This is a genomic window from Jiangella ureilytica (assembly GCF_004348545.1).
In the GTDB taxonomy this organism is placed as follows: Bacteria; Actinomycetota; Actinomycetes; order Jiangellales; family Jiangellaceae; genus Jiangella; species Jiangella ureilytica.
Window position 1 is genome coordinate 112,439 of the sequence record NZ_SMKL01000006.1, and the last position, 21,457, is coordinate 133,895.

The 21,457-nt window shown below is 72.4% G+C and carries 18 protein-coding genes; 10 read left to right on the forward strand and 8 right to left on the reverse strand.

The genetic code is table 11. From position 1 onward, the window contains the following. Window positions 1–24: 24 nt before the first annotated feature. Complete coding sequence (locus tag E1212_RS04225; RefSeq protein WP_131979567.1) at window positions 25–816, reverse strand: ABC transporter permease; 792 nt, start codon at window positions 814–816, stop codon at window positions 25–27. Next, complete coding sequence (locus E1212_RS04230; protein WP_131979570.1) at window positions 813–1,835, reverse strand: ATP-binding cassette domain-containing protein; 1,023 nt, start codon at window positions 1,833–1,835, stop codon at window positions 813–815. The genes E1212_RS04225 and E1212_RS04230 overlap by 4 nt, the downstream gene beginning before the upstream one ends. 148 nt (window positions 1,836–1,983) lie before the next feature. Between E1212_RS04230 and E1212_RS04235 the strand changes: the two genes are divergently transcribed. From E1212_RS04235 to E1212_RS04245, 3 genes are read left to right on the forward strand one after another with little or no spacing between them, the layout of a single operon-like run. After that, on the forward strand, window positions 1,984–3,240 hold the full coding sequence (locus E1212_RS04235) for a hypothetical protein (protein ID WP_131979572.1): 1,257 nt from the start codon (window positions 1,984–1,986) through the stop codon (window positions 3,238–3,240). Next, entirely contained in the window at window positions 3,237–3,896 is a 660-nt protein-coding gene (locus E1212_RS04240; protein ID WP_131979575.1) for a hypothetical protein, read from the forward strand. Before E1212_RS04235 ends, E1212_RS04240 begins: the two co-directional genes overlap by 4 nt. Continuing rightward, window positions 3,893–5,035, forward strand: coding sequence for a hypothetical protein (locus tag E1212_RS04245; RefSeq protein WP_131979578.1), 1,143 nt, complete (start codon window positions 3,893–3,895; stop codon window positions 5,033–5,035). Before E1212_RS04240 ends, E1212_RS04245 begins: the two co-directional genes overlap by 4 nt. A gap of 30 nt (window positions 5,036–5,065) precedes the next feature. Here the strand turns inward: E1212_RS04245 and E1212_RS04250 are convergent, their stop codons facing one another. Beyond that, window positions 5,066–5,809, reverse strand: a complete 744-nt coding sequence (locus E1212_RS04250; protein ID WP_131979581.1) for a GntR family transcriptional regulator — start codon at window positions 5,807–5,809, stop codon at window positions 5,066–5,068. A gap of 179 nt (window positions 5,810–5,988) precedes the next feature. Here E1212_RS04250 and E1212_RS04255 point away from each other — a divergent pair, with 179 nt between their 5' ends. The 5 genes from E1212_RS04255 (at window position 5,989) to E1212_RS04275 (ending at window position 11,497) form a co-directional block, all read left to right on the forward strand. Then, window positions 5,989–7,410 carry an extracellular solute-binding protein gene (locus E1212_RS04255; protein WP_131979584.1) on the forward strand — a complete coding sequence of 474 codons (1,422 nt, stop codon included), beginning with the start codon at window positions 5,989–5,991 and terminating at the stop codon, window positions 7,408–7,410. Window positions 7,411–7,549: 139 nt separating this feature from the next. Continuing rightward, entirely contained in the window at window positions 7,550–8,365 is an 816-nt protein-coding gene (locus tag E1212_RS04260) for a carbohydrate ABC transporter permease (protein WP_131979646.1), read from the forward strand. Continuing rightward, entirely contained in the window at window positions 8,362–9,183 is an 822-nt protein-coding gene (locus tag E1212_RS04265; protein ID WP_131979587.1) for a carbohydrate ABC transporter permease, read from the forward strand. The genes E1212_RS04260 and E1212_RS04265 overlap by 4 nt, the downstream gene beginning before the upstream one ends. Further along, window positions 9,183–10,286 (forward strand): ABC transporter ATP-binding protein, encoded by a 1,104-nt coding sequence (locus tag E1212_RS04270; RefSeq protein WP_131979590.1) that lies wholly within the window; start codon window positions 9,183–9,185, stop codon window positions 10,284–10,286. Before E1212_RS04265 ends, E1212_RS04270 begins: the two co-directional genes overlap by 1 nt. After that, window positions 10,283–11,497 (forward strand): CehA/McbA family metallohydrolase, encoded by a 1,215-nt coding sequence (locus E1212_RS04275; RefSeq protein WP_131979593.1) that lies wholly within the window; start codon window positions 10,283–10,285, stop codon window positions 11,495–11,497. The genes E1212_RS04270 and E1212_RS04275 overlap by 4 nt, the downstream gene beginning before the upstream one ends. A 76-nt stretch (window positions 11,498–11,573) precedes the next feature. Here E1212_RS04275 and E1212_RS04280 read toward each other — a convergent pair whose 3' ends face one another. Both E1212_RS04280 and E1212_RS04285 read right to left on the reverse strand, forming a co-directional pair. Next, window positions 11,574–11,969, reverse strand: coding sequence for a hypothetical protein (locus E1212_RS04280; protein ID WP_131979596.1), 396 nt, complete (start codon window positions 11,967–11,969; stop codon window positions 11,574–11,576). Between the two features lie 462 nt (window positions 11,970–12,431). After that, on the reverse strand, window positions 12,432–12,998 hold the full coding sequence (locus E1212_RS04285; RefSeq protein WP_203416367.1) for a TetR/AcrR family transcriptional regulator: 567 nt from the start codon (window positions 12,996–12,998) through the stop codon (window positions 12,432–12,434). A 79-nt stretch (window positions 12,999–13,077) separates the two neighbouring features. Between E1212_RS04285 and E1212_RS04290 the strand changes: the two genes are divergently transcribed. After that, on the forward strand, window positions 13,078–14,904 hold the full coding sequence (locus E1212_RS04290) for an ABC transporter ATP-binding protein (RefSeq protein ID WP_131979599.1): 1,827 nt from the start codon (window positions 13,078–13,080) through the stop codon (window positions 14,902–14,904). Here E1212_RS04290 and E1212_RS04295 read toward each other — a convergent pair. From E1212_RS04295 to E1212_RS04305, 3 genes are read right to left on the reverse strand one after another with little or no spacing between them, the layout of a single operon-like run. Next, window positions 14,891–17,632, reverse strand: coding sequence for a glycoside hydrolase family 38 N-terminal domain-containing protein (locus E1212_RS04295; RefSeq protein WP_203416369.1), 2,742 nt, complete (start codon window positions 17,630–17,632; stop codon window positions 14,891–14,893). The genes E1212_RS04290 and E1212_RS04295 overlap by 14 nt on opposite strands. Beyond that, window positions 17,629–18,792, reverse strand: coding sequence for a Gfo/Idh/MocA family protein (locus E1212_RS04300; RefSeq protein WP_131979602.1), 1,164 nt, complete (start codon window positions 18,790–18,792; stop codon window positions 17,629–17,631). The genes E1212_RS04295 and E1212_RS04300 overlap by 4 nt, the downstream gene beginning before the upstream one ends. Then, window positions 18,780–19,682, reverse strand: a complete 903-nt coding sequence (locus E1212_RS04305) for a sugar phosphate isomerase/epimerase family protein (RefSeq protein WP_131979605.1) — start codon at window positions 19,680–19,682, stop codon at window positions 18,780–18,782. Before E1212_RS04305 ends, E1212_RS04300 begins: the two co-directional genes overlap by 13 nt. Window positions 19,683–19,943: 261 nt before the next feature. On the opposite strand from E1212_RS04305, the gene E1212_RS04310 reads away from it, so the two are divergent. Beyond that, window positions 19,944–20,927 carry a sigma-70 family RNA polymerase sigma factor gene (locus tag E1212_RS04310; protein WP_131979608.1) on the forward strand — a complete coding sequence of 328 codons (984 nt, stop codon included), beginning with the start codon at window positions 19,944–19,946 and terminating at the stop codon, window positions 20,925–20,927. Window positions 20,928–21,457 lie beyond the last annotated feature (530 nt).

The window sequence follows — 21,457 nt, forward strand, 5'->3', positions numbered from 1 at the left end:
GACGCATCGGATGTAGCAGCCAGCTCAGCGGACCGGCGGGCGGCGGAACAGCTTCATCGCCCACAGGTAGCTGAACACGCCGATCACGACGGTCCAGCCGAGCGCCAGGATCGCGTTGTTGCCGATCTCGGTGCCCAGCAGCAGACTGCGCACCGTCTCGATCACCGGGCTGAACGGCTGGTACTCGGCGAACCAGCTCAGCCCGGCCGGCATCGAGTCCGCCGGGACGAACCCGCTGCCCAGGAACGGCAGCAGCACGATCAGCGTCGGCGTGTTGCTGGCGGTCTCGACGCTCTTGGCCGACAGGCCCAGGGCGACGGCGAGCCAGGTCAGCGCGACCGCGAACAGGGCGATGAGCCCGATCGCGCCGAGCCACTCCATCGCGTTGGCGCTCGGGCGGAACCCGATCGCCAGCGACACCCCGAGCACGATGGCCAGGCCCACCAGCGTCTGCAGGAAGCTGCCGATCACGTGCCCGGTGAGCACCGCGCCGCGCGAGATCGCCATGGTGCGGAACCGGGCGATGATGCCTTCCTGCATGTCCATGGCGACGGAGATCGCCGTGCCCTGGATCGCGGCGGCCACCGTCATGAGGAGGATGCCGGGCACCAGGTACTCGATGTAGTCGGCACGGGCGCTCGCTTCGCCACCCAGCCCGGCGCCGAGCGTCCCGCCGAAGACGTAGGCGAACAGCAGCAGCATGATCACCGGAAGGGCGATGAGCTGGACGGTCATCGCGGGGTAGCGGGCCCATCGGCGCATGTTCCGGCGGAGCATGGTGCGCGAGTCGCGGGCGGCAAGGGCGAGGGTGCTCATCGGACGTTCTCCTTCTCAGCGGTGTCGACGGTGTCGGCGGCGGTCTCCGCGGATTCATCTCCGGCCTCGGCGGAGGAGCGTGCCTCGGCCGGGTGCCCGGTCAGCGCGAGGAACACGTCGTCGAGGTCGGGGGTGTGGACGGTGAGTGACGCGACCTCGATGGAGGCGACGTCGAGGTGGTCGAGGACGGACCGCAGCGAGTGCACGTCGCCGTCACTGGGGACCTGCAGCACCAGCGCCGCGTCGTCGCGGGTGGAGCCGGCGAAGGTGCGGGCGGCCTGGTCGAGCTCGGCGGCGTCGGTGAACTGCAGCCGGATGTGCCCGCCGGGGATGAGCCGCTTGAGCTCGTCGGACGTGCCTTCGGCGACGATCTTGCCGTGGTCGAGCAGCGCGATCCGGTCGGCCAGCTCGTCGGCCTCGTCCAGGTACTGGGTGGTGAGGAAGATCGTGACGCCGCCGGCGACCAGGTTGCGGATGGCCTCCCACATCGTGCGCCGGGTGCGCGGGTCCAGGCCCGTCGTCGGCTCGTCCAGGAAGATCACCTTGGGGTCGCCGACCAGCGTCATGGCGAGGTCGAGCTTGCGTCGCATGCCGCCGGAGTAGGTCATCGGGTTCTTCTTCGCGGCGTCGACCAGATCGAACCGCTCCAGCAGCTCTGCCGCCCGCCGCCGGCCCTCCTGCTTGTCCAGGTGGTTGAGGTCGGCCATGAGGAGCAGGTTCTCCTCACCGGTCAGCAGGTTGTCGACGGCGGAGAACTGGCCGGTGACGCCGATCGCGCCGCGCACGCCGTCGGCGTCGGTCGCCAGGTCGTGGCCCGCGACGCGGACGCTGCCGCCGTCGGCCTCGATGAGGGTGGAGAGGATCTGGACGGTCGTGGTCTTGCCGGCGCCGTTCGGGCCGAGCAGCGAGAAGACCGTGCCCTCGGGGACGGTGATGTCGATGCCGTCGAGGACGGTCTGCTCGCCGTACGACTTGCGCAGGCCGGTCGCGGCGATGGCCGTCGGTCGGTCGAGTGTCATCAGGGGGCCTCGTTTCGATGTCGCTGTGCTGATGCGACAACACTCCGCCCGGTCCCTGATACCGCCGTGAGGCCGCGCTGACACGGCGCTGACACGGACTGACACGGCCGCTGACAGATGAGTGTGCCGAGGTCAGTAGGCTGTGCCGGTGCCCGTCCTCCCCGCATTGGCGGTGACCGCGCTGCTGCTGGGAGCGCCGGCATCAGCCGCTGACACGCCCGCCGACCCGCCGGCCGGCACCGTCGAGCAGCTGATCGAGCAGCTGCGCGACGACCCCGTCCTGGTGCAGCCGTCCATGGGCATGGGCGACTCCGAGCTGGCCCACGACGTGCTGACCTCCGCCGCCGCCGGGCTCGACCTGCCCGCCTATGTCGTGCTGGCCGAGGTGCCCGACGACGTTGCCGGCGCCGAGTACCCGAGCGAGGCGGCGGCGGCGCTGATGCAGGCGGAGCTGGGCGACGGGCTCTACCACGTCGAGTTCCGCGGCGAGATCTCCCATACCCAGGCCTGGGGCGACGAGGAGCTGGCCGACGCCGGGACGGCACCGGTCACGTTCGCGATGGAGCGGGCCGAGTCGAACGCGCACGGCGACTACCCGCGCGTGTCGGCCGTGTTCGAGGCGGTGCTGACGCTGCGCTGGGCGGCGGCGCCGCTGGACGAGCTGCCGGACGACGTCGTCGACGACTACGCCGCGCAACCGTGGGCGTTCCTCCCGGAGTCCGACTACTACCGCGCCGATGCGAACGCCGGCCGCTGGGTGGCGCTGCTCGCGACGGTGACCGGCGTCCTGGTCGCGGGGACGATCATCACGCTGGTGGCGGCCCGTGCGCGCCGCCGCGACGCGACGTTGTCAGCCCCCGCCCGTAGGGTGGGCCCCCTCCCAGCCGGGCGGGGCATGCCAACCTCGACGTCGGCGGTACCCGATGACATCGCCGTCACGGCGCAGGGCCGGCTCGACGACGTCCGGCGGCGGCTCGCGAGGCTGCCGGCCGCACAGGTCAGCGGCGTGCACGGCGAGGCGGCGGCGACGGCGATCGAGGCCGGTGACCGCGTGCTCGCGACCGGCGACCCGCTCGACGCCGTCGGCGCGGTCGTGCTGGCGGAGGTCGCGGGCCGCGAGCTCGACCGGGCCGGCTCGCAGAAGCGGCGCCCCTACCACCCCTGCTTCGTGAACCCGCTGCACGGCGAGGCCCGCGACACCGTCCGGCTCGACGGCTCGTCCATCGACGCGCCGGTGTGCCGCGCCTGCGCCCGCGTGGCCGGGCCGATGCTGGCGGTGCGGCGGCGGCTGCGCGGCCGGGTGCCGTACGTCGACACGTCCACCGTCTGGGCGCGGACCGGATACGGCGCGCTGGTGAGTGACCTCGCCGCCCAGGTCCTCGAGGATCGGAGCACGCGCCGATGAGGGCACGTGTGGTGGGACTGCTGATCACGCTGGTGCTCGCCGTGGCGGGCGGCGCCGTCGCGTGGCGGCTGGCCTCTCCCGCCGTCACGCCGGACCCGCCGCTCACCGAGCGGGCCGCGGCCGCGGCGGCCGGGTTGGGCGCGGACGGCCACGTCTACGTCGACCCGAGCGCGTCCGGCGTCTTCTCCGCCGAGGAACTGGACCGGCTGGACGAGGCCGCGGCCGCATCGGACCCACAGGTCTACTTCGTGATCTGGCCCGGCAGCGACCAGGCCGGCTACGGGTCGGCCGCCGACGTGCTGCGCCAGATCGGCGCAGAGACCGGCCGGCCCGGCCTGTACGTCGAGGTCGACCCCGGGGTCGACGTGGACAGCGCAGACATCGGGATCGAGGGCGAGTACTTCTCCCTCTACGGTGCGTTGGACGACGAAGTGGAGTGGACGAGCGCGGCCGAGACGGACCGGCTGCTCGCCGCGATCGAGGAGAACGACGGGCGGGAGTACACCGTGGGCGAGGACACCAGCAGCCACTACTGGGGCGGGACGGGCGGCGTGATCACGGCCGGCCTGCTCATCGGCGGCCTCTGCGGGGTCGGCGGCGGCCTGGTGGGCCTGACGGGATGGGCGATCGTGCGGCACCGGAGGGCGGCGGCGTGAGCGAGGCGGTCTACCAGCCCGACCCCGCAGCCATCGCGGCCGATCTCGCCGACGACGGCGTCCACGTCGACCCGGCGGTCGCCGAGGCGATCGCGCCCGACGACCTCGCCGCTGTGACGACGATGGTCGACGCCGCGACGCCGCGGACATACGTGCTGGCCGTCCCGCTGGACTTCGGCGCCGATCTCTCGGCCAACCAGCTGGTGACGCTGGTCCACCGCGAGCTCGGCGAGGCCGGTGACGGCGTCTACTTCGTCTCGCGCGGCTCGGTCGGCTACCGCTGGTCGGTCGACACCACCAGCTACGCCGTCCAGACGGAGAACGAGAACGCGCTGGCCACCTATGTCGCCCGGGACAAGTACCCCACCGACCTCGGCGAGCAGCTGGCCGAGACCCTCGAGATCTTCACCAGCGGCGACGCCCAGACCGTGTACGACGAGTACTACCCCGACCGGGGCACCGCCGTCGACAGCTCCGGCAGCGGGGACGACGGCGGCTCCGGCGGCATCGTGCTCGGGGTGGGACTGGCGGTGGCCGCAGCGGTCGCCGTCGTCGCCCTCCTGCTGCGCCGGCGCCGGCCGCGCGGTGACGTCGAGCTGAAGCGGCGGGCGCTGCAGCGCATCTCGTCGGCGCAGACCCGCGAGTGGCGCCGCCGGGCCGAGACCGAGACGGCAGCGCTGGGCGAGCGGATCCGCGCGCTCGAGATCGAGGGCGGCGACGACAGCGCGACCTGGGCCGCCGCCCTCGACCACTACCAGGCGGCGACGGCGATCCTGGACCGCTCCGAGGCCGCTGCCGACGCCGTCGGCGCGCTGGTGCTGGCTCGCCGCGGCGACGACGCCCTCGAGCATGCCGCCGACGGCCGCTCGTGGACGCCGGCCGTGGCCTGCTTCTTCAACCCGCTGCACGGCCCGGCGACGACGAAGGCGCAGTGGAAGACGGCGGCCGGGAAGCGCGACGTGCCGTGCTGCGAGGCGTGCCGGCGCGACATCGGCAAGCGCCGCGAGCCGGAGATCCTCGACCTGCCGACCGGCGACACCGTCGTGCACTACATGGACACCGGCTTCGAGCCGTGGGCGTCGACCGGGTTCGGCGCGCTCGCCCCGGACCTGCTGGACCGCCTGCGCGACCGCCGCTGACGCCGTCAACGCTGACGCCGTCGTCGCTGGTCAGGTGGTCGTGAGGGTCAGCTCGAAGGTGTACATCGACGCCCGGTAGAGGTGGGCGCCGTACTCGACGGCGCGGCCGGTCTCGTCGTAGGCGATGCGGGTCATGGTGAGCAGCGGCGCGCCGGCGTGCTCGTCGAGCAGGCGCGCCTCGGCGGCCCGGGCGGCCCGCCCGCCGATGGTCTGGGTGGCGATCTTCAGGGTGACCCCGGCGGCGCGGATCATGGCGTACAGACCGTGGTGCTCCAGCGATCGCGCGTCGAGCCGGACCAGGCCGGTGGGCACGTAGTTGCTCATGATCGACAGCGGTTCGTCGCCGGTGAAGCGCAGCCGGCGGAGGGCGTAGACGGTGTCACCCGCCGCCAGGCCGAGCGCCTCGGCCACCACCTCGGTCGGCTCCTGGACCTCGAAGGAGAGGATCTGCGTGCGCGGCTGCTTGCCGGCCGCCCGGAGGTCGTCGTACAGGCTGGACAGCTCCACGGGACGGCGCACCTTGGGCCGGACCACCTGGGTGCCGACGCCGCGCTTGCGGACCAGCAGGCCGCGGTCGACCAGGTACTCGATGGCGCGGCGCATGGTGGGACGCGACAGGCCGAGCTGGTCGGCGAGCTGGATCTCGTTGTCCAGACGGGTGCCGGGCGGGTAGGCGCCGGACTCGATCAGCTGCTCCAGATGCTGCGCGACCTGGAAGTACAGCGGCACCGGACTGGTGCGGTCGACCACGAGCTCCGGGATGCCCTCGGCCACGCCGAACCCCCTCACCTGGGTGATAAGTACGTCAGTATGTTAGGACATTTGCCGAGCGGCCCGCGCGCGCGGGACTTGAGGTTCCAGTGAGGTCACAGGTCATGGAAGGTCTAGACCTCGTCAGAAAGTCATGACAATCTGACAGCCGGACATCGAGGTTCGGCTGCTCTGGAGGATCGATGAGGTTGAACACCGGGCTCGGCGGCACGGCCGGCCTGCTCGCGGCGGCGCTCGTCCTGGCGGCGTGCGGAAGCGACGACGACGGCGGATCCGCGGGCGGCGACCCCTCGCAGAACGCCGAGGCGACCGAGGTCACGCTCACCATCACCGACAATGCCATCGCCGGCGGCAAGAACTCCGAGGGCGCGGCGTGGATCACCGACTACGTCATCCCCGAGTTCACCGCCATGCAGGAGGCCAATGGCGTCGACGTCACCGTCGAGTTCGAGGAGAACGGCGTCGACGACGAGGACTACAAGACCAAGATCGCCCTCGACCTGCAGTCCGGCGGCGGCGGCGACATCATCAGCATCGACGGCATCTGGACCGGCGAGTTCGCCGAGGCCGGGTACATCGCACCGCTCACCGACATCGCCGGCGACGCGGTCGAGGACTGGGACGGCTGGGAGCAGATCCCGGAAGCGGTCCAGCAGGCCATGACGTTCGACGACGAGGCGTACGGCATCCCCGTCGGCACCGACGGCCGGGTCATCTACTTCAACAAGGAGCTGTTCGCCCAGGCGGGGCTGCCGGAGGACTGGCAGCCGACCAGCTGGGACGAGATCCTCGAGGCCGCGCGCGCGCTCAAGCAGCTCGACGGCGTCACCCCGCTGCAGATCAACGCCGGCGTCCCGATGGGCGAGGCCACGACGATGCAGGGCTTCCTGCCGCTGCTGGCCGGCACCGGCGAGCAGATCTGGGCCGACGACACCTGGACCGGCGCGACCGAGGGCGTCACCGAGGTGCTCGACTTCTACGCCCAGGTGTACGGCGAGGAGCAGCTCGGCGACCCGCTGCTGCAGCAGGAGGCGCAGGGCCGCGACACGTCGTTCCAGCTGTTCGCGTCCGGCCAGCTCGGCATGCTGATCGAGGGCGACTACCTGTGGCGCTCGGTCATCAACCCCGACGGCGGCATCGCCCCGATGGCCAACCGCGACGAGGTCGTCGGCTGGGCGAAGATCCCGGCCCGCGAGCCCGGCGCCGGCCTCAACGGGCAGGACTTCGTCAGCATGTCCGGCGGCACCGGCCGGGTCATCAACCCGAACACCGAGTTCCCGCAGCAGGCGTGGGAGCTGATGATGTTCATGAACTCCCCGGAGGCGTTCGAGGCGCAGATCGAGATCGCCGGCGCGCGGATCACCCCCCGCGACGACGTCAACGCCGAGGCCCTGGCGGGCGACCCGCTGATGGAGTTCATCGCGTCCGAGGTGTTGCCGATCACCGCCTACCGGCCGGCTCTGGCCATCTACCCGCAGGTGTCGGTCGCCCTGCAGGAGGCGACCGCCGCGGTGGCCTCGGGCACGTCGGCCGAGGACGCCGCAGCGGGCTACCAGAGCGAACTGGAGGGCATCGTCGGTGACGACGGTTCCATCGCCGACTGACCTCGACCCGGCCGGCGCTCGCGGGGCTGACCCCGGGGGCGCCGGCCGGGGTACGGGCCGGGGCCGAGGTGCCGCCGTCGACGACGGGGACGCCGCCGGTCTGGGGCGGTGGCGGGCCGCCGGGTTCGTCGCACCGGCCATGCTGGTCGTCGCGGTGTTCTTGGTCTTCCCGGCGATCTGGACGCTCTACCTGGGGCTGACCAACTGGCGGCTGACCGGGCTGGCGGCCGCCGAGCCGGAGTTCGTCGGCACCGAGAACTACACCGACGCGCTGAGCGACCCGGCGTTCCGCAACTCGCTGATGCTGACGCTCGCGTTCGTGTTCTTCTCCGCGATCGTTGGCCAGTCGATCCTGGGGTTCGCGCTGGCCTGGGTCGCGCGCCGTCTGCGGCCGGCCGTGCGGTCCGTGCTCGAGACCGTGGTACTGCTGGCCTGGATCATCCCGGCGTCGGTGGTCGCGTTCCTGTGGCTGGCGCTGCTGGACCGGCGCGAGGGCACGCTGAACGCGCTGCTCGGGACCGACGGCACGGCCTGGCTGCTCGAGTACCCGATGCAGTCGATCATCGTCTTCAACATCTGGAACGGCACGGCGTTCTCGATGCTGCTGTTCGGCTCCGCGCTGGCCTCGGTGCCACCGTCGCAGTTCGAGACCGCCCGCATGGCCGGCGCCGGCACGTTCGCCACCCTGCGCGACGTCGTGCTGCCGAACATCCGCGGCCACATCCTGACCAACACGCTGCTGATCACGCTGTGGACGTTCAACGTGTTCGCGCCGTACCTGATCACGGCAGGCGGTCCGCAGGGGCGCACCGAGATCCTCGGCATCTACATCTACCGGGTGGCGCTGCGCGACGGCGCGCTCGGCCAGGGCGCCGCGCTGTCGCTGATCATGATCATCATCAACCTGATCGTGGCGTCGGTGTACCTGCGACTGTTGAGGGAGCGCCGCTCATGACCGTACGCGCGGCCCTCGGGGCGGTCGGCCGGTACGTCTTCGCCGGCTTCGTGTTCGTGTTCTTCGCGCTTCCGCTGCTGTGGCTGCTGTCGGCGCCGTTCGACACCGCGCCGTCGGTGCAGGTGTCGCTGCCGGACTTCACGCTGGAGAACTTCCGCACGCTGTGGGACAACCCGTACGCGATGCGCTCGCTCGGCAACTCGGTGCTCATCGCCGCCGGCACCATGGCGATCACGCTGGTGCTGGCCGCGCTGGCATCGTACGCACTGTCGCGGGTCCGGATCCCCGGCCGCGACACGCTGCTCTACCTACTGCTCCTGCTGTCGTCGATCGTCACCGGGACAGCGGCCATGGTGCCGACGTTCCTGCTGATGACGGAGCTGGGGCTGATCGACCGGCAGCTCGGCGTCGTGCTGGTGCTGACCGGCGGGCTGCTGCCGACGGCGATCTTCATCCTCAAGGACTTCATGGACTCGACCCCGCGGTCCTACGAGGAGTCAGCGCGGGTGTTCGGCGCGTCGTCGCTGCAGATCCTGCGCCACGTCGTCGTGCCGATCGCCCGGCCGGGACTGGCGACCATCGCCGTCTGGGCCGTGGTGCAGGTGTGGGGCAACTTCCTGGTGCCGTTCATCCTGCTGCGCTCCCCCGACCGGCAACCGGCCGCCGTCGTCATGTTCACCTTCTACACCGAGGGCGGCCAGCCCAACCTCGCGCTCATCTCCACGTTCTCCCTGCTCTTCTCCATCCCGGTGGTGGTCATGTACCTGTTCGTGAACCGCCGCTACGGCTTCCGCTTCCATGGAGGGATCAAGCGCTGATGGCGGCGATCACCACCACCCAGCTGGTCAAGGAGTACCCCGGCGGCGTCCGCGCGGTCGACGGGCTCGACCTCACCATCGAGGACGGCGAGTTCTTCGCGCTGCTCGGCCCGTCGGGCTGCGGCAAGACGACGCTGCTGCGCACGATCGCCGGACTCGAGACGGCCACCGACGGGCGGCTGTCGATCGGGTCGCGCGACGTGACGGCGCTGCCGCCCGGCGAGCGGCGGGTCGCCATGGTGTTCCAGGACTACGCCTTGTTCCCGCACATGACGGTGGCCGACAACATCGCGTATCCGCTGAAGATCCAGAAGGTGGACCGCTCGTCGCGGCTGGCGACGGCCGAGGAGGTCGCGGGCGGGCTGTCGTTGGAAGGGCTGACGGCGCGCCGGCCCGGGCAGCTGTCCGGCGGGCAGCAGCAGCGCGTGGCCCTGGCGCGAGCCGTCGCCAGCAAGCCCGACGTGTTCCTGTTCGACGAGCCGCTGTCCAACCTCGACGCGCGGCTGCGGCTCGAGGCGCGCACGTTCCTCAAGCGGCTGCAGCGCGACCTGGGCGTCACGACGGTGTTCGTCACGCACGACCAGGCCGAGGCGCTGGCCCTGGCCGACCGGATCGCGATCATGCGTGCGGGCAGGATCCAGCAGGTCGGCTCCCCGCGCGACGTCTTCCGCCGTCCGGCCAACACGTTCGTGGCCGGGTTCGTCGGGTCGACGCCGATGAACCTGCATCCGGGCTCCGTTCGCGACGGGCGGGTGTCGGTGGCGGGGGCGTCGCTGCCGGTGCCGCCGGGGTTGTCCTCGTCGGTGGTCGACGGGTCGTCGGTGATCTGGGGCGGGCGGCCGGAGTACCTGCGCTGGTCGGCTGTGGCGCCGTCGTCGGCGGACGACGCGATCACCGGCACCGTCACCGTCGTCGAGAATCTCGGCGCGTCCGTGCTCGTCACCGTCGAGGCCGGCGACGGCGTCCTCGTGCAGGTGGTCGTCGACGAGGACCACGAGCCGGCGCCCGGCACGGCCGGCTTCGTCGTCGTCCGGCCGGAGCGGACCCTGTTGTTCGACGCCGAGAGCGAGGAGCTGATGGAGCCGGTGGCGGCCGCGGCATGACGGTGCTGTTGTCGCGCCGGCTGCTGCCGGCCGATCGCGCGTCGTCGATCTACCTGACGCTGCCGTTCGAGGTGCCACCGAGGACGTGGTCGGTGCACGTCGCGCTCTCCTACGGCGGCGAGGACGCGGTGATCGACCTGGGCTGCTCCGGGGCCGCGGGGTGGCGCGGCTGGTCCGGCGGGTCGCGGCGGCGCTTCACGGTGACGGCCTCGGCGGCGACCCCGGGATATCTGGCCGGGCCGCTCGAACCGGGTGAGTGGTCGGTGGTGCTCGGCCTGTACCGGGTGCCGTCGGACGGGGTGCCGGTGACGGTCTCCGTCGTGCTCGACGATCCCTCGGCGCCGCTGGACCCGGAGCCGTCCGGGCCGCCGCCGGTGGGCGCCGCGGACCGGCCGCCGCGCCGCTCGTTGCCCGCCGATGATGGGCTGACCTGGCTGGCCTGCGACTTCCACGCCCACACGCTGCATTCGGACGGCTCACTGCCGGTGGCCGGGCTGGCCGCCCTCGGAGTGTCGGCGGGCCTCGATGTGCTCGCGGTCACCGACCACAACACCGTCTCGCATCATGCCGGGCTGCTCGAGGTCGGGTCGCGGTACGGGATCACGCTGCTGCCCGGCCAGGAGGTCACGACCGAGCGCGGCCACGCGAACGCCTTCGGCCCCATCCCCTGGGTCGACTTCCGCCAGCCGGCGTCGTCCTGGGTGTCCTCCGTGGCGTCCGCGGGTGGGCTGCTGTCCATCAACCACCCCCTGGCGTCGGACTGCGCGTGGCACCATCCGCTGGACTCGCGGCCGCCGCTCGCGGAGATCTTCCACTGGTCCTGGATGGCGCACGAGTGGACCGGCCCGCTGGCCTGGTGGACCGCATGGGGCCTCTCGACCGTGCCGATCGGCGGGTCGGACTTCCATTCCCCCGCCGAGGGCCGCCCGCTCGCTCGCCCGGTCACCTGGGTCGCCGCCGCCTCGCCCTCGGTCCCGGACGTCCTCGACGCGTTGCGCGCCGGCCGCACGGCGCTGTCGTGGGGCGTGGACGAGCCGGTGCTGCTGCGGGTCGACGGCGAACTGGTGGCGGTGAGCGCGGACGGCCTACTGCTCGCCGACGTCTGGGGTCGCCGTCAGGTGGTCCGCGGCGACCTCGCCCGCTTCCCCGCCGCCGACGGCCCGCACCGCCTCGAGACCGGCACCGCCGCCGTCGTCGCCCTCACCCCCTGACCCCACCGAGTTGATCGTGCAGTCACCGCGGCATCGCCGTCGGATTCGCCCGATCGACTCCGCACTCTCTCCGAGATCAACTCTGGTGGGCGGCGGCCTCGCGGTAGGCGGCCGTCAGCAGCCGGAGCACTTCGGCGACGTCGTCGGACCTGATGTAGTTGCCGGCGCCGATCTGGCTCGGGAACCGCTCGTCCAGCTCGCGGAGGGTGGCCGGAGCCTCCTGCTGGACCACCGAGCGGAACGGCGACACGAATCCGGCGTTCTCGTTCCAGAGCGTGACCAGGCCGCGTCGCTGACCGCGGATGTGGACCCGCAGGATCCAGCGCTCGCGTCCCGCGGCGGTGTGGAGGGTGGCGAGCCCCTGCGCGTCGAGGTCGATCGCCCAGGTCACCAGTTGCTGGAGGAACGGCCGGCGCTCTCTCGAGACGGTGTCGATGGACGTCGCGAAAACCTGCGGGCCGTCCGTCACCACGGGTTTCCGGTGACGGCGTACGCGCGGCCGGTGGCAGCTCGTCGATGGCGCGGTCCGGCTCGATCAGCTGCGGGACCTGCACCCGACGCCCGCCGAGGTCGTAGGCGGTGACGGTGACGAGGTCGAGGTCGAGCCGGTCGTTGCTGACGTCCTGCAGGTAGCCGACCAGCTCGATCAGCTCGGGCGGCGCCGTGTCGATGACGACGACGCAGCGCAGCCTGCCTTCGTCGAGCGCCGCTGCCAGCGCCGCCTGGAACGCCTCGTCGTCGAACGCCGGGTCGTCGGCCGCCCTGTCCGCTGCCTCGACGAGGTCGTGCAGCTCCTGCTCGAGCGCGAACCGCGCCGGCTCGAAACTGGAATGGTTGAGGGATCAGTGCCGCCAGGGCGACACCGATCCCTCAACCATCGCGCCCAGCGTCCGGTGGCGAGCCTCTCATGGCTGTGCCTGGACTCCCGCGGCCATCATTCCCGGGGCGAGACGCCGTGGCGGAAGATGCGCACCGCGGTCTCGGCGGCCTTGTGTCGCGGCAGCGTCCCGGCCGCCACGGACTCGGCCGTGACGTAGATGAGGGCGTACATGACGCTCATCGCGAAGGTGGGGTCGATGTCGGGGTCCAACTCGCCGTCGCGCTGGGCGGCGCGGATGAGGTCGAGCAGGCCGTCGTCATCGTCGGAGGTCCAGTGCGGGTTGCCGACGAAGCGGGTGGGGTCGCTGAAGAGGAAGAGGATCTGGTCGGCGAGGTCGACGATGGCGCCCATGATGTTCTCGACCGTCTCCATGGCGGTGCTGGATACCGCGAGCGCCCCGTTCCAGGCCTCTCCCAGCCGCGCCTGCGAGTCGATGAGCAGTGCGTCGATGAGGGCCTGGCGCTCGGGGAAGTAGCGGTGCAGAGTGCTGCGGCTGACGTCGGCGCGGTCGGCAATGTCGCCGAGGGACGCGGAGAAGTCGCGGGCCCAGACCGAGGCGGCGGCCTCGAGGATGGCCCGCCGCGTGCGCTGCCGCACTCCGGAGTCGGCCGTCGTCGTCACGCCCGCTTACATTACAGCACTCCACCATAATAGAACATGTCCGCTTGAAAATGAGACATTGCTGTGTCATTATCGGTCCATGAGCGCCCCATACGGCCCGCCCGCCGAGGACCGTCCGACCTCCGACGTCCCGACCAAGGACAAGGTCCGGCTGCTCTGGAGCTACGCCCGCCCGCACAAGCGCATCCTGATCATCGGGCTGTTGCTGGGGCTGCTCGGCACCGGCGCGGAGCTCGTCACCCCGCTCGTCACCAAAGAGGTCCTCGACGGGCTCGAGGTACAAGCCTCGCTCCGGGGACCGGTCACCCTCCTCGGCGTCCTGCTGGTCGCGGGCGCCGTCATCGGGCTGGTGCAGGCGATCCTGCTGGGGACCCTGGCCGAGCGGATCATCCTCGCCGCCCGCACCGGCATGGTCCGGCACCTGCTGCGCACGAAGGTCACCGAGCTCGGCACCCGCAGCGCCGGCGAGATGGTCACCCGGGTCACGTCCGACACCATGCTGATCCGCGAGGCCACGACGTCCAGCATCGTCAACGCCGTCAACGGCCTGGTGGGCCTCGTCGGCGCGCTGGTGCTCATGGCCTACCTCGACCTCGTGCTGCTCGCGACCACCCTGGGCGTCGTGATCGTCGTCGGCATCCTCGCCGCCCTGCTCATGCCACGGCTGGCCAAGGCCCAGGAGGAGGCGCAGGAGGAGATCGGCGCGCTCGGCGGGCGGCTCGAGGGCGTGCTCCGCGCGCTGCGCACCGTCAAGGCGGCCCGGGCCGAGGCGCGCGAGACCCGCCGCATCGGCGCCCACGCCGAGCGCTCGGCCGAGCGCAGCATCCGCGCCGTCAAGATCGAGGCGTGGGCGTGGACCATCACCGGCGGCGGCATCAATCTCGCCGTCATGCTCATCCTCGGCGTCGGCGCGTACCGGGTCGCGGCCGGCGACATGACGGTGACGACGCTCGTCGCGTTCCTGCTCTACGCGTTCCAGCTGATGATGCCGATCATGCTGCTGACCATGAGCATGACGGCGATCCAGTCGGGCCTCGCCGCGGCCGCCCGCATCGGCGAGGTCAACGCGATGCAGATCGAACAGGACACTCCGGCGGCGACGGCGGCAGCTGCGGCCCCGCGCAACACCCGCGCGACGCCCGCGCACACGCTCGAGCTGCGCGACGTCCGGTTCCGCTACTCCCCCGAGGCGGCGCCCGCGCTCGACGGCGTCAGCCTCACCATCCCGCGGCACGGGCACACGGCGATCATCGGGCCGTCCGGCGCCGGGAAGACCACGATCTTCTCGCTGCTGCTGAAGTTCCTGCAACCCCAGCAGGGCGAGATCGTGCTCGACGGGCGGCCGTTCGCCGACTGGACCCTCGCCGACCTGCGCGAGCGCATCGCCTATGTCGAGCAGGACACCCCGCTGGTCCCGGGCACGCTGCGCGAGAACCTCGGCTACGCGAACCCCGACGCCACCGAGGCCGACCTCTGGGCCGCACTCGACACCGTCCGCCTCGCCGACCGCGTCCGCGGCCTCGAGCGCGGGCTCGACACCGAGCTGTCGCCGACGACGATGTCCGGCGGCGAGCGGCAGCGGGTGGCGCTGGCGAGGGCGCTGGTCAGCGACGCTGAGCTGCTGCTGCTCGACGAGGCCACCGCGCAGCTCGACGGGCTGAGCGAGGCCGCCGTGGCCGAGGGCATCCGCCGGCAGGCGAGCACGGGCGCCGTGGTCACCATCGCGCACCGGCTGTCGACGGTCATCGACGCCGACCAGATCGTGCTGCTCGAGGCCGGCCGGGTCCGCGCCGTCGGGACGCACGAGCAGCTGCTCGACGCCGACGAGCTCTACCGCGAGCTGGTCGCCGCCCTGCGCATCGCCACCCCGGACCGGCCGGAGCCCGAGCCCGTCACGACACCCTGATCGTCGCGATCTCCCACGGGCCGAGCTCGACGTCGACGCGGTCGCCGTCGACGGGGAGCGGCTCGAGCGCCCGGCCGAGCAGATCGGTCCGCCAGCAGGTCACGAACGCGCCAGTCACGGTCGCGGTCGTCGGGGCGGCCGACATGGCGACCAGCCGCACCTCGATCTCGTCGCCGCGGGTGCGGATGGCCGACGCGACCACGCCCGGACCGCTCACGCCCAGGCCCGACGACGACGGCGGCAGCTCGCCCCCCGCGGTGGCCAGGCCGGGCGCCACCAGCGCGTCGTGCCGGAACTCCTCGGCCAGGCGCGGCGCGGCCGCCGCACCCCACCCGCCCCGCCGCGGTACGATCGCCAGCCGGGCGCGCACCGGGACGCCGACGTACTGCGCGCCGGGCACCGGGAACTCCGACCCGGCCGGCTCGTCGCGCAGCGGGTGCAGGTTGACGCTCATCCAGCCGACGGCGCGCAGCAGCGTCAGCGCGAGCTCGGCGCCGTCGCCGGCCAGCTCGTACTCCGTGACGTGGTCGAGCAACACGGTCGCCGGGCCGGCCGACACGAACGACGACGCCGGGAACGTCGGCAGCGGGTACTCGCCCCAGCCGCCCTCCGAGGTCAGCCCGCGCACCGTCACCGCGAACTGGCCGTCGGCCGCGGAGTCCGTCGCCGGCGCCGGCAGCGGCACGTGCAGCCGGACCCGGTGGTCGCGGGCGGGGTTGACGAACGAGACGTCGAGCCGGACGAACGGCTCGCCGGCCCGCAGCTCGACCAGCGTCGTGACCTCGACCGGCACCGTCGACGCCGCGCGCACGTCGACGTCGGCCGACAGCGACTCCGGCCAGTCGTAGCGGCGGACCACGCGCAGCACGCCGCGCAGCGGCCCGCTCTCGACCACCGAGACGACGACCGAAGTCGGCGTGTCGACCAGCACGTCCGCGGCCGGCGGGCCGTAGTTGTAGCTGTCGCCGCGGTCGCCGCCGGACACCACCCGGCCGATGCCCGTCAGCGTGGTCCCGTCGGCGCCGATGACGGTCAGCGTGCCGTCGCCGGCCACCTCGACCCGGACGTCCGCGGACGCCAGCGACCGCTCCGTCACCGAGACGACCGCGGCCGGCGCGAGCACCGGCTCGGGCGGGCCGGGAGACTCCTGAACCGTCCGCACCGCCACCTGCCCGGAGGCGTCCAGCGGGACGGCGACCAGCACCCGGCGCCGCTCCTGCGCGATCGTTCGGACCTGCCACTCCCCCGGCGCGACCTCGGCCGCGGCCGCGAGCTCCGCGCGCAGTGCCGCCAGGTCGAACTCCGGCGTCGACGGCACCCGCGCGACCTGGAAGTCCAGGGCGCCCGGCGTCACCGTGTACGACTCGATCTGCTGGCCGAACAGCTCGCGGCCGTGGATGCGCCGGATGACCTTGTCGAGGTCGGCGGCGGCCAGCTTCTCCTCACCCAGCACGGTCTCGGACCGGCCCAGCTCCTGCACCGGCACCGCGACACCGCCGGGCAGCACCGCCGTCAGCGCCGCCGCGGGATCGGGCGCCGCGACGTCCAGCTCGGCCAGGACGGTGCGCGGCCACGGAACGGTGTTGACGACGGCGTGCGCGTCGGCGGGCACCCGGGCCGCGATGGAGCGCAGCACCGCCGAGCGGACCGCCCGCCCCGCCTGCGCCGCCTCGGCCAGCCTCGCCGCGACCTGGTCGGCGGTCTCGTCGACGCCGCAGCCGGTGACGGAGTCGTGCGCCGTCGACTCGACGATCTTCCGCCAGGCCAGCAGGAACGCCTCGCGATAGTCGGCGCCGGGCCGGAAGTGCGCCGCCAGGGCCTCCGCCTCGCCGACGACGCGCTCGGCCCGCGCCATGGCCTGCTTGAGCCCGACCCGGATCGAGATGACGCCGGGCAGGATGTTGCCGCGGGCGTGGCTGCGCAGCTCGCCGACCACCACCGGCAGCCGCGGGTCGTCGGGACGGAACCGGGTGACGTACTCGGCCAGCCCCGCCACCGTCAGCCCCTCGCCGCCGGGCCCGCGGACCAGCTCCATGAGGTCCGGCCGGGGGGCGGAGTGGTCGGTGCCGAGCATGCCGAGCACGGGGTCGTCGCCGTACCAGGACCGCGTCTCCTCGCGGTACGCAGCCACCGCCGAACCCAGCCGCGAGGGGATCGCGAAGAGGTCCAGCGCGTTGCCGTAGCCGTCGAACAGGTACTCCACCCGCACCGCGCTGCCGTCGGGCGCCTCCCAGCGGAACGCGTGCCGGTTCAGCGCGCCGGGCGCGCCCCGCCACAGGCTGGCGTGCTCGATGCCGGCGCGGGACAGGATCTGCGGGATCTGCGCGGTGTGACCGAACATGTCCGGCAGGTAGCCCACCGGCATCGCCCCGCCGAGCGCCTCGGCGCCCTGCCAGCCCAGCTCGAGGTTGCGCACGATGGTCTCGCCGGAGCACAGGAACTCGTCGAGCAGGATGTACCAGGGGCCGATCGACAGCCGCCCCTGGCGCACCAGCTCGGCGACCCGGTGCCGGTTCTCGGGCCGCAGCTCGAGGTAGTCGTCGACGGCGGCGAACTGGCCGTCGAGGGTGAACCGGAACTCGGGGTCCGCCTCGGCCCGCGCGAGCACGTCGTCGACGACGTCGGCGAGCTTCAGCCGGAAGACCTGGAACGGCTCGTACCACTCGCGGTCCCAGTGGGTGTGCGGCACCAGGACGATCTGCGGTTCGCCGTCGATGTCGTCGGTCACGCGTGCGCCGCCTCTCCGGCCAGGGGCTCGTCGGCCAGCAGGCGGATGATCCGCTGGCTGGTCAGGATGTCCGCGCGGCCCTCGGCGATGCCTGCGCGCGGCGGCTCGCCCGAGGTGACCATACGGTGGAAGCTCGCGAGCTCGTTCTCGAACGACTCGCCGGTGGACGTGAAGACCGAGCGGACCTCGCCGCCGTCGGCCGTCCCCGCCGGCGCCCGCTCGACCACCTCGAGCCGGGTCGCGTTGTTCAGCACGTACGGCGTCCCGAACGTCACCCGCATCGAGCCGCGGCCGTGGTGCACCGTCAGCGTCTCGGTGTATGCGGGATAGTCGGGCAGGTAGTGCCAGCTCATCCTGGCCCGAGAGCCGCCGGCCAGCTCGCCGGTCACCTCGACCGACCCGGGTTCGGCCCCGGGGCGCGCTCCGGCCGGCCACACCCGGGCGCCGCCCACCGCGGTCAGGCCGCCGAACACCGCCCGCAGCAGCGAGGTGTCGTGCACCAGGCTGCCCAGTACGACGTGCGCGTACAGGTCGCGCAGCGACGGCGACGTGCCCGGTCCCAGCGCGACGTCGAGCAGGTCGTCGGTCCGCGCCCGGAGGCCGGCGCCCACGCCGCCGTCGATGTCCGACGGCGCCGGCCGCACGTTCGCGAACGCCAGCTGCGACCCGCCGCTCGGGTGCAGCACCTCGACCTCGACGGCACGGACGTCGTCGATGCCGTCGAGCCGCTCGCGCAGCTGCCAGACGGCCTCGTCGTACTCCTTCATGTACGCCAGCAGGAGGCGGGGCCGGCCCAGCTCGCGCTCCGCGGCGGCCAGTGCGTCGGCCTCGGCGACGGTGAACGTCAGCGGCTTCTCGCAGAACACCGCGACGCCGGCTCGCAGCGCCTGCAGGGCGACGTCGCCGTGCGATCCCGAGGTGAGCAGGACGACGCCGTCGGCGCCGCTCTCGGCGACCATGCGCCCGGCGTCGGCGTAGCGCTGCTCGTCGGCGACGCCGTACTGCTCGCCGACCGCGGCGCGCAGCGACGGCGACAGGTCGCAGACCGCGACCAGCTCGAAGAGATCCCAGCGGCGCGCGATCAGCGGCAGGTGGACGGACTGCGCGACGGCGCCGAGGCCGGCGACGGCCAGCGTGACGCGGTCGGTCACGGCAGCCACCGGCGCAGCGCCTCGCGGTTCGCCCGCTGGTCCTCGACGACGCGCTCCGGTGGGTCCGACGGCGACGGCACGACGTCCTGCTCGACGACGAGCCAGCCGTCGAAGTCGCTGGCGAAGACGGCGTCCATGAAGCCGTCGAGGTCGAGGTCGCCGGCGCCGAGCTCGACGAACGCGCGCCGCTCCCACACCGTGCGCATGTCGCCCTTCTCGCGCACGACCTGGTCGAGCACCGCGGTACGGGCGTCCTTGAGGTGCAGGTGGTTGATGCGCGCGCCCCAGCGGCGCCAGCCCTCGATCGGGTCGCCACCGCCGATGAGCAGGTGGCCGGTGTCGAAGGTGAGGCCGACGTCGGTGCGGGCGAGGAACTCGTCGATCTCGGCGGGCGTTTCGACGTACGTGCAGGCATGGTGGTGGAACGTGGGCTCGAGGCCGGCGGCGCGGACGCGCCCGGCCGCGGTCGCGACGTTCGCCGCCAGCCGCGTCCAGCCCGCCTCGTCCAGCGACAGGCCCGGCGCGGCGCCGCCGGGGTTGGCCCGGCGCAGATCGCTGCCGGAGTCGGCGAGCGTGGGCAGCGGCGGGCGGGCCGGGTCGAGCTCGGCGGCCGCCACGAAGATCTCCAGCGCATCGTCCAGCACCGGCAGCGCGGCGCCGAACGCGTCGTCGTCGGTGAACGGCAGGTCGACCCAGCCGCCGACCAGCACCAGGTCGTGCTCGCGCAGCCGCCGCCTGATGTCGTCGCCGCGGCCCAGCCAGCCCACGGGGCCGAGGTCGACGCCGTCGTACCCCAGGTCGTGCAGCGGGGCGAGAATCTCTTCGGGCTCCGGGAGCGGCTGGTCCGCCGTCAGCTCGAAGACGCCGAAGCTCACCGGCGCGCCGGCAACACCCTTCATCGCCACTTCCTTCCGGCCAGCGACCGACCTAGACCCGAGTTTGTCCTGACAACAGTACGTACAGTCAGCCTGCCATGTCCCGTGGGGTCCGCGATTCGGGCGTCCGGCCGGCTCGGCCTGTCCGAACAGGCGTCATTATCATGAGATTTCTCTCCTGCCCAGGGGTTGCCGGAATCTTTCCTCGGCGTCAGGCGTTGAGAACGTATGTTCGCTGATCGTGCGGGTACGGTCCGGACACCGACTCGACCTCGAGGGGGACCCATGGCAGCTGCACCCAAGGCCACCAGAGGCGCTTCGCCGCGGCGCCGTCCGGCGCGTTCCGAGGGCGAGCCCGACCTGGTCGGACGGTACCTGGCACAGCTGGGCTCCACGCCCCTGCTCACGGCGGCCGAAGAGGTCGACCTCGCCAAGCGCATCGAGACCGGTGTCTACGCGGAGCAGCTGCTGGCCGGTGCCCTGCCCACGAAGCGCAAGCTGACGCCGTCGTACAAGGCCCAGCTCGAGATGCTGGTCCGCGACGGCGAGGCCGCGCGCGACCACATGATCCGGGCCAACCTCCGGCTGGTCGTCTCGGTGGCGCGCAAGCTGTCCGGCCGCGGGCTGCCCTTCCTCGACGTCATCCAGGAAGGCAATCTCGGCCTCATCCGCGCCGTCGAGAAGTTCGACTACGCCAAGGGCTTCAAGTTCTCCACCTACGCCACGTGGTGGATCCGCCAGGCCATCCAGCGCGGCCTGGCCGAGCAGACCCGCACCGTGCGGCTGCCCGTCCACGTGTCCGAGACGGTGGCCAAGCTGCACCGCATCGACCGCGACCTGCAGCGGCTGCTGGGCCGCGACCCCACGGTCGAGGAGATCGCCGAAGAGGCCGGCCTGCCGGTCGAGAAGGTCGTCGAGCTGCGCCGGGTCGCCCGCGACCCACTTAGCCTCGACACCCCCATCGGCGACGACGGCGAGTCCAGCATCGGCGAGCTCATCGAGGACGACGACGCCGTCGAGGCCTCCGACCTGGTCGAGCGGCGGGCGCTCAGCGAGCAGCTGCGCACCGTCCTCGACTCGCTGCCGACGCGCGAGGCGAAGATCATCGGCATGCGCTACGGCCTGGTCGACGGCCACGAGCACACCCTCCAGGACGTCGCCGACGAGGTCGGCGTGTCCCGCGAGCGCGTCCGCCAGCTCGAGAAGCACGCACTCATGCTCCTGCGCGACCCGCGCCGCAACGAATCCCTCATGGCCTGGGCCAGCTGAAGCCCCCGGTTGGCTCCCCGTCCCCCTTGCTGCCCATTCTCTTAGCCGGGTGCACCCGCCTCAAGCGGACCGGTGGGCGCTGCGCGCCCTGGGGGTCCGCTTGACCCGTGCGCCCGCGGCCTAAGAACGGGCAGCTATCAGGGGGACGGGGAGAACCTGGGCACGCCTCACCGGTTCGCGTCCCCGCTTCGCGTGCCCGTTTCGCCCGGTTCGCCGGACTGTGCACCGCGATGATCATCGGCGATCCGCTACATCACCAGGCGTTCTGCCACATCACCAGGCATGCAGGCCTCGTGAAGCGGCAGAGAACCTCGTGACGGCCCCACCAACGCCGCCAAATCCCACCACGTGGACACCGCAGGCCGCCAGGACCCCGCACCCGTCGCCAGACTCCCCCCGTCCGCCTGATAGCTGCCCGTTCTTAGGCCCCGGACGGGCGGGTCAAGCGGACCCCCACGGCGCGAAGCGCCACCAGGGTCCGCTTGAGGCGACCGTCCGGGGCTAAGAGAATGGGCAGCAGGGGGACGGGG